The organism is Ekhidna sp. (assembly GCF_039940915.1).
In the GTDB taxonomy this organism is placed as follows: Bacteria; Bacteroidota; Bacteroidia; order Cytophagales; family Cyclobacteriaceae; genus Ekhidna.
Genome location: NZ_JBDVFO010000002.1, coordinates 2,104,871 through 2,119,338, shown reverse-complemented (window position 1 = coordinate 2,119,338; position 14,468 = coordinate 2,104,871). Strand labels below are relative to the sequence as shown.

Annotated in this window: 15 protein-coding genes; 11 read left to right on the top strand and 4 right to left on the bottom strand. The window is 41.9% G+C overall.

The genetic code is table 11. The features are described 5' to 3' along the window. Positions 1-75 precede the first annotated feature (75 nt). Positions 76-1,206, bottom strand: a complete 1,131-nt coding sequence (locus ABJF57_RS14455; protein WP_462230302.1) for a DUF2911 domain-containing protein — start codon at positions 1,204-1,206, stop codon at positions 76-78. 122 nt (positions 1,207-1,328) lie between these two features. On the opposite strand from ABJF57_RS14455, the gene ABJF57_RS14450 reads away from it, so the two are divergent. The 7 genes from ABJF57_RS14450 to ABJF57_RS14420 all read left to right on the top strand — a co-directional run bounded on the left by ABJF57_RS14450 (position 1,329) and on the right by ABJF57_RS14420 (position 8,446). Next, entirely contained in the window at positions 1,329-2,093 is a 765-nt protein-coding gene (locus ABJF57_RS14450; RefSeq protein WP_462230300.1) for a TMEM175 family protein, read from the top strand. A gap of 379 nt (positions 2,094-2,472) precedes the next feature. Further along, positions 2,473-3,471, top strand: a complete 999-nt coding sequence (locus tag ABJF57_RS14445) for a CBASS cGAMP-activated phospholipase (RefSeq protein ID WP_462230298.1) — start codon at positions 2,473-2,475, stop codon at positions 3,469-3,471. Positions 3,472-3,486: 15 nt separating this feature from the next. Further along, positions 3,487-5,181 carry a chymotrypsin family serine protease gene (locus tag ABJF57_RS14440; protein WP_462230296.1) on the top strand — a complete coding sequence of 565 codons (1,695 nt, stop codon included), beginning with the start codon at positions 3,487-3,489 and terminating at the stop codon, positions 5,179-5,181. After that, on the top strand, positions 5,169-6,557 hold the full coding sequence (locus ABJF57_RS14435; RefSeq protein ID WP_462230294.1) for a hypothetical protein: 1,389 nt from the start codon (positions 5,169-5,171) through the stop codon (positions 6,555-6,557). Before ABJF57_RS14440 ends, ABJF57_RS14435 begins: the two co-directional genes overlap by 13 nt. A 15-nt stretch (positions 6,558-6,572) precedes the next feature. Then, positions 6,573-7,319: a hypothetical protein gene (locus ABJF57_RS14430; RefSeq protein ID WP_462230292.1), complete on the top strand. Its 747-nt coding sequence runs from the start codon at positions 6,573-6,575 to the stop codon at positions 7,317-7,319. 36 nt (positions 7,320-7,355) lie between these two features. Continuing rightward, the gene (locus tag ABJF57_RS14425) at positions 7,356-7,760 is read left to right on the top strand and encodes a hypothetical protein (protein WP_462230290.1); all 405 of its coding nucleotides are present in this window, start codon (positions 7,356-7,358) and stop codon (positions 7,758-7,760) included. Positions 7,761-7,852: 92 nt separating this feature from the next. After that, positions 7,853-8,446 (top strand): hypothetical protein, encoded by a 594-nt coding sequence (locus ABJF57_RS14420; protein ID WP_462230288.1) that lies wholly within the window; start codon positions 7,853-7,855, stop codon positions 8,444-8,446. Positions 8,447-8,472: 26 nt separating this feature from the next. Here ABJF57_RS14420 and ABJF57_RS14415 read toward each other — a convergent pair whose 3' ends face one another. Continuing rightward, positions 8,473-9,006, bottom strand: a complete 534-nt coding sequence (locus ABJF57_RS14415) for an LOG family protein (protein ID WP_462230286.1) — start codon at positions 9,004-9,006, stop codon at positions 8,473-8,475. A gap of 199 nt (positions 9,007-9,205) precedes the next feature. Between ABJF57_RS14415 and ABJF57_RS14410 the strand changes: the two genes are divergently transcribed. Together ABJF57_RS14410 and ABJF57_RS14405 are read left to right on the top strand one after the other, a co-directional pair. Further along, positions 9,206-10,204, top strand: a complete 999-nt coding sequence (locus ABJF57_RS14410) for a pirin family protein (protein ID WP_462230284.1) — start codon at positions 9,206-9,208, stop codon at positions 10,202-10,204. A gap of 57 nt (positions 10,205-10,261) precedes the next feature. Beyond that, positions 10,262-11,365: a TRAP transporter substrate-binding protein gene (locus ABJF57_RS14405; protein WP_462230282.1), complete on the top strand. Its 1,104-nt coding sequence runs from the start codon at positions 10,262-10,264 to the stop codon at positions 11,363-11,365. On the opposite strand, the gene ABJF57_RS14400 is transcribed toward ABJF57_RS14405, so the two are convergent. Further along, on the bottom strand, positions 11,366-11,683 hold the full coding sequence (locus tag ABJF57_RS14400) for a rhodanese-like domain-containing protein (RefSeq protein WP_462230280.1): 318 nt from the start codon (positions 11,681-11,683) through the stop codon (positions 11,366-11,368). A gap of 33 nt (positions 11,684-11,716) precedes the next feature. Here ABJF57_RS14400 and ABJF57_RS14395 point away from each other — a divergent pair, with 33 nt between their 5' ends. Then, positions 11,717-12,895 carry a trans-sulfuration enzyme family protein gene (locus ABJF57_RS14395; protein ID WP_462230278.1) on the top strand — a complete coding sequence of 393 codons (1,179 nt, stop codon included), beginning with the start codon at positions 11,717-11,719 and terminating at the stop codon, positions 12,893-12,895. Beyond that, positions 12,892-13,287, top strand: coding sequence for a nuclear transport factor 2 family protein (locus ABJF57_RS14390; RefSeq protein WP_462230276.1), 396 nt, complete (start codon positions 12,892-12,894; stop codon positions 13,285-13,287). Before ABJF57_RS14395 ends, ABJF57_RS14390 begins: the two co-directional genes overlap by 4 nt. Positions 13,288-13,289: 2 nt before the next feature. On the opposite strand, the gene ABJF57_RS14385 is transcribed toward ABJF57_RS14390, so the two are convergent. Further along, positions 13,290-14,465 carry a caspase family protein gene (locus ABJF57_RS14385; RefSeq protein WP_462230274.1) on the bottom strand — a complete coding sequence of 392 codons (1,176 nt, stop codon included), beginning with the start codon at positions 14,463-14,465 and terminating at the stop codon, positions 13,290-13,292. Between the last annotated feature and the right edge of the window lie 3 nt (positions 14,466-14,468).

Sequence of the window (14,468 nt, the reverse complement as noted above, 5' to 3'; positions counted from 1 at the left end):
CGAATATTAACTAAGCGAGTTTAGCGGGAACAAAAAAGCCCACCGTAAGTGGGCTTAATGTCATTTTGATGATAGTTAGTTGATATCTTCTCCTTTTTCAAGTTTTTCGATGTTTTGGTCAATGATTGGGCCGTTTAGCGTGTCGCCGGCCGGAATATTGGCTTTCGCCAACTTCAAATATTTAAGCGCTTGCTTGTAATTGCCAACTGCAGAATAGCCTCTTGCTAAGCCGTAGTTAGTGGGCCAGGCACCTTCATTGGTTTTTTGGTTGTACTTAAATATTTCAAGTGCTTTATCGGCTTTCCCAGCAGCAATCAATTGTCTTCCATATTGATGTATGGCTCCTGCATTTGCACCTGGCAGTTTGATTGCCTCGTCCATCACCGTTTGTGCTTCGTCAGCTTGTCCTGCGGCTGTTAAAACTGCCGCCTTGGTTGACATGGTTCCCCAGTTTTTTTGTCCAACAAAAGGGCCACTGATTGCAGCATCTGCCCATTGCAGTGCTTGGTCATGTTCGCCAACACTTGAAGCGTATCTTGCAGCAGCTACGTAGTTCTGAAAGCTAAATCCGAGCTGATTATTGAGCTCTGCCGTCAGCTGGGTCATGTGTGCCTCAACAGGATCTGCTAGCTCAATTTTAACAGGAAGCTTTTTGTCTCCCCAGATTAAGGCTACTGTGGTTGAAGTATTTGTGCGATCGATAAACTCGAAAGTCAACCATTCATGGACGCTCGCATCTTCGGCCGCTACTTCAACGCGAAGCGCATCATTTTCTTCTTTGTAGAAAAAGCTGCCCCAATGATTGTTGTCCTTGGAGAAAATAACTGTCCAAGGTCCATCCTGAGCAGGTGCTACAAAGAAGCCATATGTGCCAGCAGGAATCTCCTTGCCTTCAATTTTCATTGCGTGAGAAAAAGTGAAAGTAGTGTTTTGGTCTGCACCTGCACGCCATGGAGATGGGTTATCTGCTGAGCTCAGTCCAAAGCCAAGGTTGTTGAATCCATAAGGGACTACTGCTCCATAGATGGTACGACCTCTTGCTCCAGGGCTGCTATATTCGATAGCTACAGTGCCTACGCCTCCTATATGTTGTCTTACGTAGGATCGTTGACTACCACCTCCTGGAGGGGTGCTTAATTGTGCCAGTCCTGCAAAGCTGATGAGCGAGAGGGCGAGCATGCCTAAAAATTTTCTGTTGTAGTTCATAGTTGTTTGAGAGTTGGTTTCCAATAGAGAAAAACGCCAAGCTTCTTTACCACCTTTTTATTTTCTATCAAGGGGTGATTTTGTAGATGAATGGTTATCATTGAGCCCCTAATTGTTAGCTAATGAGGAACTTGAAAAACCAATTGGTGGGGTTAGATCCAAAATTCAGATATAGAGGACTGGATCAAACGAGAATTGAAACCTTCAGTGATGCTGTTTTTGCTGTGGCGTTCACTTTGGTGGTGCTGTCTTCCTCTGTTCCTGAGACCTTTGATCAATTGCGAAAGTCCATCCACGATATTCTGCCCTCTTTTATTTGCATTGTGTTGATTGTTGTGATTTGGTATCAACACTATGTTTTTTTCTTGAGGTATGGACTTCAAAATACGAAAACTGTCACCGTCAACACCTTCTTGCTCTTTCTGGTTCTGATATACATATATCCCCTCAAGTTTCTCGCACGATTTCTTGTTGAGCTTTATTCCGGGTTCATTTTTGGAATGCCTGACAACTTCTTTCGAGACTTTGGTGGAGAGATGAATGGTGCAAACATGACACTGTTGATGACTGCCTACGGAGCAGGTGCTACGCTGATATTTATGGCAATGGCCTGGCTATATAGGCATGCTTATAAGAAAAGAGCTGAGCTCAAACTCGATGCATATGAGGCGTTTTTGACAAAAATGAGTCTAAAGCAGAACTTGTTGATGAGTTTGATACCTTTTATTTCCACTATCGTGGCTTTTTTACATCCCTTCGGTAATGAAGCCATTAATCATATCATCGCAGGTTTTGTATATATGCTCTACCCCCCTGTTATGATGATATTTGGCTATCGCATGAAAAAACAGACACGGGTGTTTTTTGAAAGCAACTCGGAGGACTGAATCGCTTTTCTATCGATCATCCAAAACGTTCGATGAAAAACCGTGTTTTTTAAGAGAATACCACATTTTGGGGATTGAAATTCAGGCACATAACTGACGAACTTTATGGAGCAATTAAAAAACACCAGTTATGAAAAAATTATCCCGACTCATATTTGTAGCATTAGCGCTTTTAGTGGCCTTCTTCGGATTTAAAAAAGTGAAGGTGAATAAACACTGAAAACGTTATCATATGATAATGTTTTAATCAACGGAATCACTTCTATTCAAAATATCCAATAAGATTCTTCGTATTCTGCAACAATACCCCAAGTTAGGTATTGTTTTTATCCAACGGGATGGTGATCTTTAGTTAGAAATTCACCAAACCAAAAAGAACATGCCGCCACTCAAGAAAGTCTTATCCATTGATGGAGGAGGAATACGCGGAATCGTCCCAGGACAAATTCTTGTTGAAATAGAACGCGAATTTGGAGTTCAAGTTTCGCAAGATTTTGATATGGTGGCTGGCACCAGCACCGGTGGAATCCTTGCTTGCGCCTTCCTGCTGGAAAACCCTAACCAGCCCAATACACCCAAATTTTCAGCGGAAGAAGTTGTAGGCCTTTATTTCGAAAGGGGCGAAGACATCTTTGATGTTCCGTTCTTTCACAAGGTGCGATCAGCCGCAGGTATCCTTGATGAAAAGTATCCAGCAAAAGGAATTGAAAAAGCCCTCAAAGATTATTTCGGGGATGTCTGGTTGAAAGATTTGATGAAACCTTGTGTAATTACTACCTATGATCTAGAAAATAGGAAAGGCCATTTCTTTGGACAACACAAAGCCAAGAATGATCCTGACAATAATTTCAAAGTAAGGGATGTAGCAAGAGCTACGTCGGCAGCTCCTACCTACTTCGAATGCGAGCAAGTGACATCCGAAGCGGGCAACGCCTACACGCTTATTGACGGTGGCGTCTTTGTAAATAACCCATCCTTAGTGGCCTATGCCGAGGGCCGAACCATCTTCGAAATTGATGGAGAAGAGGCTACTGCCAAGGACATGAAAATACTTTCCATCGGTACTGGACATAATCGCAAATCCTACCCATACAAGAAGGCCAAGAAATGGGGCATGGCCGAATGGGTGCAGCCCGTAATCGACATCATGATGTCCGGCTCTGCTGATGTTGCTCATTACCAACTAGATAAGATCTATGGCACCATCGACAATCCGGATCAGTACCTCCGAATAGATAAGGATTTGGACCCGGACACAACCGGTATTGATCCAGACATGGACTGTGCGACACAGGAAAACATGGCCAACCTCAAAGCTTTTGGTCAGCAGCTCTTCGAAGAGAATAAGGGGAAGATTGGGGAGTGGTTAAAATTGTAAATAGATACAAGAGTTATGAATTGGTTTAAAAGATCAGGACAAACCATGTCGCTTGAAAAGAAATGGATTAGGAAGTATTCTGGCATTTTAGGAGCCTTAGTTTTTATATATATCGTCATACATACAACTTGCCTGATAGGTGAAGACAAGAAGCAAAAGGTTAGCCTTTCTCAAGGGCAAATTGATTTTATAGTTGGTGTAATAGATGATACAAATAATATTGATACTACTACATCTAAGCATTTAATCCAAGATTATTTGCTACATGTCGGATATTCAGACTCGATTGATTTTCCATCATTATGGTTGGCTATTAAATCATTGCCATCTACTGAGTTACGCTTGTACCTAAATGGATATGAGTTTTCGGAGAATTCTCCCTTTTGGTTGACGGGCTATTATACATTTATTGAAATAATTTTTTGGTCACTTTTTGGAGTATTGGCTAGTCTTTTATTTCATGGAACAGAAGCCATTCGAAAAGGGGAGTTTGATCAAAAAGAACAGTCTGTTCATTGGGCAAAGCTTATGTATAGCCCGTTAGTAACTATAGTATTGATTTTAAGTATTGAGGCTCTAACAGAAGGAGGAGACATTAATCTAGACGGGTTGAGCTATTGGCTGGTAGTGCTGTCTTTCATTTTTGGCTTCTTTTCAAGAAAGTCAATAGACCTACTTGATAGACTAAAGGATATCATTTTTAGGTCGAGCGACTCTAACAAAGTTGCAGTTTCCAAAACAGAATTTGATAGCATGTCCAATGAGGAGAAAAAGCGAATATTAAGGCTTGCAAAATCAACGCATCAAAATGAATGGGCTGGGAAGTATGACGGTTTGCATAGCGTTAAAATTGATACAAAGAATGATGTAAATGACTGGAGGCTAGTTTTTATTGTCAATCAACATAAGCAGGATTCTGCATTGGCAAACCCTGTTCCCCAATCAATACGATTTGAAGATAATGGAGCATTTTATGACCTTCCAACTACCGTCATTGGCTCAGGAGATGTGTCAGATCATATTTATAATCCCAATCAATCCAAGCAGACTTGTCAGAATGTCCTTCCTAAGCAACCGGGATGCAGCGTTGGCAGGGTAAGAAACGATAATAAGGCAACTGGAACGATTGGGCTAAAAGTATTCAGGGAAGATAATGGGGTTAAAAAGTTCTATTTGCTTGGCTGCTACCATGTGCTATGTTCACTAGAATTTGAAAATTCAATTTTTGATTTTAAAGATTCCAATGAAATAAATTTTGACATTGTCTCACCAAGTAAAAAAGATGGAGGAGGCAACGTCATTGGAACCGTCATTGAAGGCAGGAGGTCAGATTACCTAGATGCTGCGATTGCTGAACTAACAAATCCTATTGATTTATCAGCTTCAATTTTAAATTCTAACGGGCCAACAGGAAAATTATCAGTTGGCCAAGAACATGAGGGTCTAAGTGTTTCACTTAGCGGCAGAACATCTGGTTATCAGAAAGGTAAAATCATTGAATTTTCAACATTTGTAACAGTTGATGGTCATACAACCTATGATGTAATTATGACTTCAAAATTGTCAATGGGAGGTGATTCTGGGGCTCCAGTGGTTGACTTATTTGGAAGAGTCATCGGAATAGCTAAAGCAGGAGACGACCATCATAGCTATATCATACCAATAGAAAGAATTCTTAACTACTTAAACATTACACCATGCTACGTATAACACTTAGTATCCTAATAAGTGGGATTTTTATATCACTTCCATGTGCTCAGGAAATTTCTTCGACGGATTTTAAATACGATGATCTAAAATCTCAGAAGGCAGATGGATTTAAGTTTGAAATTGAATATGATCCTAAGGGATCTGATAAAGAAATTGGAATAATAAATATTGAAGGGATTCCGAATGATGAAATTTCAAGAATAAGTCTGATAATTGGTGACAAACAAATTGCTCCTTCAGAATATATACAAGGAAATAAATCGAGGCTTCCATTTGTTATTACCAAAGACCATTTAGTACTTGATGGAGATGCGAAGACGCAATGTAAGATCACCTACATCGAGGCTGGCGATACGACGGAAAATTCATTAGAAATATTGGCGATTAAAAATGAAGTGGATGACCCTCCTGTAGTTGGGTCCGGAGTAATCACTTTAATAACTGACTATGTTGACAAGGCAAACGATTACATTGATGAGTTTAACATCAAGTATGACAAAAAGAGGAATATCTACAGGAAGGGGAATCAAGTCTATATTTTTATTGATGAGAATGGACGCTTAATAAAATCAGGATTACCAACAACAGCTCTTCAAGAATATGTTTACAATTTCATCGTAATCAGTTGTGTTTCTTGTGAGCACCCCGCAAATCTTAAATTAGAAGTAGAAGGAGATTACAGTCCTTCCTATCTGAAGTTTGCTCCAAATGAAGGCGCAAAGAATCATAGTGATCTTGGGGATGAAGATGAAGTAGAATACGAAGCAATAGATTTTGGATCCTATGGACCTTTTACTGGAACTTTTGAAGTTAAGCTTACAAAAATAGAAGATGGAACTAACAAAGTACTTTTCAGCAATACTGTTAAGGTTGCTGACCTATATCATGTATCTATTTCTACTGGTTTATTTAAAACATCTCTTAGAAATCCTCAAAACATAGAGAAGGTAGCCATTAGTGGTACAGCTATAACCACTGACTCTACACTGATTGCGGATGATCCAAACATGAGAGGAGTTCTGACAGTAATGGCTACATTTTATCCTGCTGGTAGAAGCTTCCTGTTCACTCCGAATGAATATAATGGAGCAGATAGGCTTGGTATCGTTGTAGGTGCACAACTCGATGATCAGCTGAAGGAAAATTTTTTTCTCGGGGCATCTTATGATTTTGCAAGAGGCGGATCTTTTGCAGCCGGAATTCATTGTGGAAGAAGAAACTATATCGCTGAAGGAGATTACGATGATTTTGAATATGGCAAGGACCCATTCATTGGAGATTTGAAGGTGAGAAAGGAATGGGATATTGGATTGTTTTTTGGTGTCATTATAGACACAAGAATAGCTGGACAGTTGTTTAAATCTGGTTCAGATTGATTTAATTCAATTGGAATGAGCGATTACATACTATCCAATAGGAGTTTTGCGTCATTACTTCTCCTAGCATGTTCATTCATTGCTATTGGACAAGATGACAATACACCTGGCCTTGATATCGGCTTCTATGGCGGACTATCTGTACCCCTTGGTGATTTTAATAATGAGAAGCTAAGTGATTGGGAAGAACATTGCGGCTGTGCCAATACAAATGGATCATTTGCCTTGAAGGCTAGAGTTAGAGTCAAAGGAGGGCTGTATGGAATACTCAATTTTAATTGGCTGTGGAATTCATATGATCCAAAGCCGATTGCCGGTGCATTGAATGATGCGTTTAACGCTCCGTTTAGTGTAGAAACAGACAGCTGGAAATCACGAATTGTTCAATTGGGAATTGGATATGATTTTGAGCTTAGCTCAAATGAATTTGGAGAAAAACTTATCTTATCTTTTGAGGGGACAGGTGTAATGAATGATCTGGAGACCTACTTTTTTAGAATTCAATCACCCGATGGTTCAAACCGATATCCATTGCGACAAGCATCAGTGGATGATACAGGATTCGGATATTCTTTTGGATTCAGCTTACTGCATGATTGGGATGGAATTGGAGCCCGAATTTCCATGGATTATCTAACTTCTAATCATAGCATTTCTGGTGCAGATCGAAGATTTAATGGGGGCGATCTTATACCACAATCATATGATCAAAAAGTAGAAGTATTGTTAATTCAGGTTGGATTAGTTTTAAGAGTATATTGAATGAAAATGTATAAAAAGAAATAGGTTGGTGCCATTATGAAACCTCTAAAATATTGTCTTCTCATTCCTTTGATACTCAGCTTCTCATGCAAGAGTGGAATGGCAATAAGAGGATCACAAACCTCGGCAAATGCTACACAGCCAGACGTATCTCAAGAGTCCACATCAACTGATGTTTGGAGTGAGCAGCCCAATTCCTCTTCCTCAAAAATCAAGGTCCTTGATGCGGCTAATGCATTCAGTTCATTGCCAAATGGACTTACTCAGATGGGCTATGAGATTGTTCAAAATACCGATAGCTATTTAGAAACCAATTTTGGACAGGATGATATCAAAGTGAAAATTTTCGTCGTAGGTTCTGATATAGTTCTTACCTCTGAAGAGCAGCAATACACAATCAGAATATGGCATTCCACAACCTGCTGGTTCGAGAGAGTGTGAAAAAGGTAACTCTGCCTACGGTTCTGAATGCTGGCGAACATTAGAATCCATAGCAAACAAACTCAGTAATTCTCAATTATATCAATAATCATATGGCTGAAAATAACGAACCAACCCCATTCATCAAATTCTTGCTATCTGCAGGACTGCTAAGCTTCGCGGCTTCACTTTTCGGATTCATTTACAATAGTTATCAGGATAGGCAATTGGAGCGGCTTAAATTTCAGAATAAGGTAATAGAAAAAGTAATTGGACTACCATCTCGATTGGAGAAGGAAAAATACCTCAGTGAAGTGATTGCCATTGGAGCTATAGATACAACTGAAATCAGTAAAACCAGCATGCTTTATTCGGGCTCTTATGTTGAAGGAAAATATGCTGCCATCACGGATGTAAAACTTGAAAGTGGTGTTGTTGGTGCGATTGCGCAATTTATTCGAAAGGAAAATCGTATTCCTGTTAGTTTTCGAGAGCTGGCTAGCACAATTAACATGAACAATATTCTGAAACTAGCTTCATGCGATATATTTTATGAAGCATTTGACAATAATTCAAAATTCATTCTTCGTTTTTGCGGAACGGACAGAGTTACTTATACCAAGGATGATCACCAATACAGAATTGTTGGCCGAACCATAGAAAATAAGAGAGGAGAGGATGATTGGAAATCTTATCTAAGACTTTAATCAATCAAGAAAAGTAGAGAGCTACTTCAAATCAATCTCCCCACTAACTTCCCCACATCATCCTCCACAATGGCCTGATCGTGCATTGATTTGTATAAAAAGCCTTCGCCTTCCATGTGATCGAAGAAGGCAATGAAGTGATCGTAGTAGCCTTTGGTGTTGAGGAAGGCGCATGGTTTGGAATGGTAGCCGATTTGTGCCCACGTCATTACTTCTGTCATTTCTTCGAGCGTGCCTACACCACCGGGTAAGGCAATGAATCCGTCGGAAAGGTCGGCCATGAGCGCTTTGCGTTCGTGCATGTCTTTTACACGGTATAGCTTAGTGATACCCGTGTGGGCCACCTCCATCTCGTAGAGCTTGTCAGGAATTACGCCGGTGATGGTTCCGCCATTCTCCAATGCAGTTTCTGCCACTACACCCATCAGCCCAACATCGCCACCACCGTACACGATCTCAACGCCTTTCTTCACGATGGCTTTCACCAATTCCTTCGTTGCCTCAGCATACGCCGGGTCATTGCCCATTTTGGATCCACAAAATATTGCTACTCGGTTCATAGAGTAAAAATAAAGAGTAAACAGGTCCCGCTTTCTGCTATTGAAAGATGAATGTGAAGAACATTCTATCCGCTCGAAATATCAAATGGGTCTTATGGGGGATAATTTCCTTACGGCAGGATGATTTGCCGCAACAGCCGACTGTGATGATGAACTCTGCACGGGAGTTAGGAGTTTATCAATAAAAATCTGAAGTAGCATGTCAGCAATCAAGCAAATCAAACCACTAGGGTTTCCATGGGAAACACAAGATCCTTTTCTTTTCTGTGTGTATCACCGCGACTTATTCCCAGAAGGTAATGAAGAGATGGGTTCTGACCCTGAGCACTTCAATGGACGGATGATTGGTCAGGATTTTACGATCAAGGATGGCTGGCGTATGTACCATGGGCAGCAGGTGCCCGGCTTTCCGCAGCACCCGCATCGAGGCTTTGAGACGATTACTGTTGTGCCGGAAGGGCTGGTCGATCATTCGGACAGCATGGGTGCTACAGGGAGGTTTGGGCATGGAGATGTACAGTGGATGACTGCTGGGAAGGGTGTTTTGCATTCGGAAATGTTCCCACTCGTCAATGACGACAAAGGCAACCCACTGCTGCTTTTTCAGATCTGGTTGAACCTACCTAAGCGAAGCAAGTTTGTGGAGCCACACTACAAGATGCTGTGGGCGGAGGACATTCCGGTTCATAAGACATCCGATGCTGAAGTGACCATTGTCGCTGGAGATTTCGAAGAAACTAAGTCGTTGGATACCACGCCTGATTCCTGGGCCGCCAATCCTGCGAATGGAGTAGCTATATGGTTGATTAAGATTCAAGCAAACGGCACATTGAAGCTGCCCATTGCTGATAAGGAGATCAACCGATCCATCTATTTCTATCAAGGGTCGCACATCATGGTTGATGATCAGGCACTGAATGTGCAACAAGGTGCCGATCTGTATGCGGATCAAGAAGTGACCTTAAAGAATGGAAATGAAGAGGCTCACTTGTTGCTTTTGCAGGGTAAACCCATTGGGGAGCCTGTGGTGCAGCAAGGCCCGTTTGTCATGAATACGCAGGAGGAAATCTATGAAACCTTCCGTGAGTATCAGCGCACACAGTTTGGTGGCTGGCCCTGGCCAAAAGAGGAGTTTGTACATCCGCGAGAGAAGGGAAGATTTGCCTTACATGCAGATGGCAAAGAGGAGGTGAAGTAATCGTTTGCCATACCGTATCAGACGCGGTATCTTCGGAAGGAAAAGAACAGTACTTCCATGAAACGTCGCAAGTTCCTTACCAAATCTGCACTCGCCGCTGCAGGTGCTTCCACTTTGGCTTCCTGCATCAAGGCAGAAGAAAAAAGTCAAGGCCCGTATATCAATTTCAACAATACGTACCGTTGGAAGATGACGACTACCTGGCCGCCCAATTTTCCTGTGGTGGGCGAAGGGTGTAAGCAGTTGGCAGATTGGGTGAAAGCCATGTCCGGTGGAAGAATGGAGATTACAGTGTATGGAGGAGGAGAGTTGATACCTGCTTTGGAAGGTTTTGATGCAGTGAGCAATGGAGCCGTAGAAATGAATCATGGGGCGGCTTACTATTGGTCAGGCAAAGTGCCTGCGGCACAGTTTTTTGCGGCTGTCCCTTTTGGGATGAATGCTCAGCAAATGGGTTCCTGGATTATTTCTGGAGGTGGTGCGGAGCTTTGGGAAGAGTTATACGCACCATTCAATATCCAGCCAATATTGTGCGGAAATACGGGCGTGCAGATGGCGGGCTGGTTCAAAAAAGAAATCAAGACCATTGATGATTTAAAGGGTTTGAAAATGAGGATACCGGGGCTTGGAGCCAAGGTGTTGGAGAAGGCGGGCGGAACTCCTGTGTTAGTTTCAGGAGGAGAAATTTATACCAACCTTGAGCGAGGGGTGATAGATGCTACAGAGTGGATTGGGCCTTTTCACGATTACCTGATGGGCTTTTACAATGTGGCTAAATACTACTACTATCCAGGATGGCATGAACCTGGACCGGCGTTGGAAATGATGATCAATAAACCAAAGTTTGATGCCCTGCCTTCCGACCTCCAAGAGATCGTGCGCACGGCATGCTATCGAACAAGCAGATGGATGGGAGCAGAATTTGATGCCAGAAACGGAAAGTATTTGCAGAAAATCATAAACGAAACAGATGTGAAGGTTGCTCCTTTTCCAACGGAAGTTTTGACCGCACTTAAAGGCTATACCCAAGAGGCCATTGCTGAATTATGTGAGAAGGATGCCCCAAGTAAGCGGGTTTATGAGGCATTTGATAAATTTCGTAAGGATATAAGTGTGTGGATGAATGTAAGTGAACGTGTCTTTTATGATCAAATTATGTAGCTAGTATTTTGGCACGCTGGGATCTATTTCATCGGACCAGGCTAAGATGCCCCCCTTCAGGTTATACAGATTGTCAAACCTGTGATTCTGTTCAAGAAAATGAATGGCATCAGCACTTCTTTTTCCGCTTCTACACTGCACCACTACTTGCTTATCTCTGGCAAATTTCTCCACATTTTGAGGTACTGTGTCAAGGGGGATCAACTCCCCTCCAAGGTTTGCAAATTCAAACTCGTCTGAACGACGCACATCTACCAATTGGAAATCGACGTTTTCATCGATCATCTTTTTTAGTTCCTGTACAGTTGTTTCTTTCACTTCTTTTGATGCTAATTTTAAAAAAAAAATTAGGTGAAAGATAAACAGTTTGAAACATTAGCCATCAGGGAGCAAACAGAAAGATCTACGAATGGAGAACATTCGGTTCCGATCTATGCGACTTCTAGTTTTGTTTTTGATGATGCAGAAGATGCCAGAGCCCAGTTTGCAGAAGAAAAAGAGGGAAATGTTTATTCGAGGTACTCTAACCCGAACACGAATGAATTCATAACCAAACTTGGTTTGCTTGAAGGTTTACCAAAAGGCATTGCTACTGCGAGCGGAATGTCCGCCATGTTTACCAGCATTGCAGCTTTTTTGAAGCAAGGGGATCACCTGATAGCATCCAGAGCGCTATTTGGTTCTACTCATCAAATTTTGACGAATATTCTACCCAAATGGGGCATTTCCCACACCTATGTTGATGGGAATAAGCCTGATGAATGGGAGCGTGCAATCAAGCCGAATACGCGGATGTTGTTTCTGGAAACACCCTCGAATCCAGCACTCGATCTGATAGACCTGGAAATGATTGGAAACTTAGGTAAGAAGCATGGCTTGATCGTCAACGTGGATAACTGCTTTGCCACCCCATATCTTCAAAACCCTGCGCAGTGGGGTGCTGATGTGGTCACTCATTCGGCTACCAAATACATTGATGGACAAGGTCGTGTTCTTGGAGGTGCCGTGCTTACCACGCAAGAACTTTATCCTGAACTCAAGTTCTTGGCTCGTCATTCAGGTCCTACCATGTCACCCTTTCATGGATGGCTACTATCTAAAAGTCTGGAAACACTGGCTGTAAGAATGGATAGGCACTGTGAAAATGCACTTGCGATAGCAAAATCGATTGAGCAGGCAGAAGGGATAAATTTTGTGAGATATCCTTTTCTTGAATCACATCCACAGCATGATTTGGCGGTGAAGCAAATGAGAAAGGGTGGAGGCATTGTTACTTTTGAATTGGCTGGAGGAGTTGATCAAGGGCGAAGGTTTCTAAATCAGTTGAAAATGATATCCTTGTCTGCAAACCTGGGAGATACGCGAACCATTGCCACACACCCTGCCTCAACAACACATAGTAAGTTGTCGGTAGAAGAAAGAAATCAGGTGGGAATTACAGATGGTATGGTCAGACTTTCTGTCGGTCTGGAGCACCATGAAGATATTTTAACGGATGTACTAAATGCAATTAAACTAAGCAGGTCATGAGACATATTCTAGCTATGCTGTTTGTTTTAGGATGGGCGACCACCCTATTTTCACAAACACCAGAAGAACTGGCAAACGAGCAATTGGAAGCTTACAATAAGCGGGACATTGAAGCCTTTTTGAAACCATATTCTGATACGGTAAAGGTGTATAACGAGAAACACGAACTTCTTTATCAAGGAATATCCACGATGCGGACACAGTATGCTTCAATGTTTGATCGAACTCCAGATCTGAATTGCAAGCTGCTCAATCGCATCGCCATTGGAAATACCGTGATAGAGCATGAGGAAGTGGTCTTCGGGGAAGGTCGAAAAATCTATGCCATAGTCATGTACAAGGTGGGATTTGACAAAATTCAGGAAGTACATTTTTTAGATAGGGCTCAATGATTTTATCGCGCGATAAAAACAAAGTCACTTCCGTTCACATCGCTTCCGAAGGCACCAAATCGTGGAGTCGATTTTAGTCGTTCCATGTAGGCTTTGATTTCGTCAAGAATCAAGATTCGATCTTCACCTCCATTCGATTTTAAAGCTTCTAACATGTTTTTAGCGAATGGAGAGTGCGCACCTGCGACACCATCTGAAACATACTCCTTACTACCTGAGGTTAGGTATTTCCTTGTTTTCTTGGATAGCTTTCTTACCAAATATTCGCGATCGTTTGTGAGCTCATAAGCTGCAGATCTGGATGACGCCAGCATAGGATCGAACGTACCTCCAAAGCAGACATCCATGGAAAGGAATATGTGTTCGCAAGGGATATTGTTGATGTTACTCCTAATCCTGTTGTGTGAGATGTACGAGTTTTTACTTACATCGTTTCTAAGTGAATTTTTGGCAACTAAAAAGCCTTCTCCAAACACATCATCATATTGACCATGTCCTGCGAAAAATATGAAAAGCTGATCCTGAGGTTTGTAGTTGATTTGTGCGTACTCTCTGAGTTTGGTCATTACCTCGTTTTGTTCGGCATCAAGTACCACTTCCACCTGAAAACCGTACCTTTCTTCTAGCTCTTTTGCAATGGATTGGACATCATACACTGGGTTTACCAAATCACTCCAGTGATCATACTTATTGATGCCGAAAAGCAATGCATAGTCTTTTCTATCTGCCATTACAGCATTACCAATTGCGTCCATGCCTACTTTCACGTTTCTAAATTCGCGAGTGACACCGCCACTCATGGTTATGGCTTCAATCTCCAGCCACGTTTCTCCTTCAAAGACTTTCATGTCCAGGTCTACGCTTGTTTTATTGAAATCTTCAATGTAAACCGTTCGTGAGGCAAGCAAGGTCTTCTTGGGGCCTCTTTTAATGTATAAAATAATACTTTTCAGGGGTCTTTCAGAGGTGACTTCTGCCTTGATTTCGATTCTGCCTTCCTCCAGATTCGTGTACTCCAGCCGGGGAGAAATCCATTCGATTTGAGCGTAAGAGGTATTGATAGTGGTGTCTGGAAAGGCCACCTCAATTTCATTTGAGCGACTGGAAACAATCTGCCCATCCACATTATTGAGCCCGCAAAAGCTGAGCAGTAATAGAATTATGTTAATCTTTTTCATGAG

Excerpts from the sequence above, each read along its gene's own strand:
- ABJF57_RS14415 (WP_462230286.1), bottom strand. The coding sequence starts at position 9,006 with ATGAACCGAGTAGCAATATTTTGTGGATCCAAAATGGGCAATGACCCG.
- ABJF57_RS14410 (WP_462230284.1), top strand. The coding sequence starts at position 9,206 with ATGTCAGCAATCAAGCAAATCAAACCACTAGGGTTTCCATGGGAAACA.
- ABJF57_RS14440 (WP_462230296.1), top strand. The coding sequence starts at position 3,487 with ATGAATTGGTTTAAAAGATCAGGACAAACCATGTCGCTTGAAAAGAAA.
- ABJF57_RS14430 (WP_462230292.1), top strand. The coding sequence starts at position 6,573 with ATGAGCGATTACATACTATCCAATAGGAGTTTTGCGTCATTACTTCTC.
- ABJF57_RS14425 (WP_462230290.1), top strand. The coding sequence starts at position 7,356 with ATGAAACCTCTAAAATATTGTCTTCTCATTCCTTTGATACTCAGCTTC.
- ABJF57_RS14455 (WP_462230302.1), bottom strand. The coding sequence starts at position 1,206 with ATGAACTACAACAGAAAATTTTTAGGCATGCTCGCCCTCTCGCTCATC.
- ABJF57_RS14385 (WP_462230274.1), bottom strand. The coding sequence starts at position 14,465 with ATGAAAAAGATTAACATAATTCTATTACTGCTCAGCTTTTGCGGGCTC.
- ABJF57_RS14390 (WP_462230276.1), top strand. The coding sequence starts at position 12,892 with ATGAGACATATTCTAGCTATGCTGTTTGTTTTAGGATGGGCGACCACC.
- ABJF57_RS14420 (WP_462230288.1), top strand. The coding sequence starts at position 7,853 with ATGGCTGAAAATAACGAACCAACCCCATTCATCAAATTCTTGCTATCT.
- ABJF57_RS14450 (WP_462230300.1), top strand. The coding sequence starts at position 1,329 with ATGAGGAACTTGAAAAACCAATTGGTGGGGTTAGATCCAAAATTCAGA.
- ABJF57_RS14405 (WP_462230282.1), top strand. The coding sequence starts at position 10,262 with ATGAAACGTCGCAAGTTCCTTACCAAATCTGCACTCGCCGCTGCAGGT.
- ABJF57_RS14445 (WP_462230298.1), top strand. The coding sequence starts at position 2,473 with ATGCCGCCACTCAAGAAAGTCTTATCCATTGATGGAGGAGGAATACGC.
- ABJF57_RS14435 (WP_462230294.1), top strand. The coding sequence starts at position 5,169 with ATGCTACGTATAACACTTAGTATCCTAATAAGTGGGATTTTTATATCA.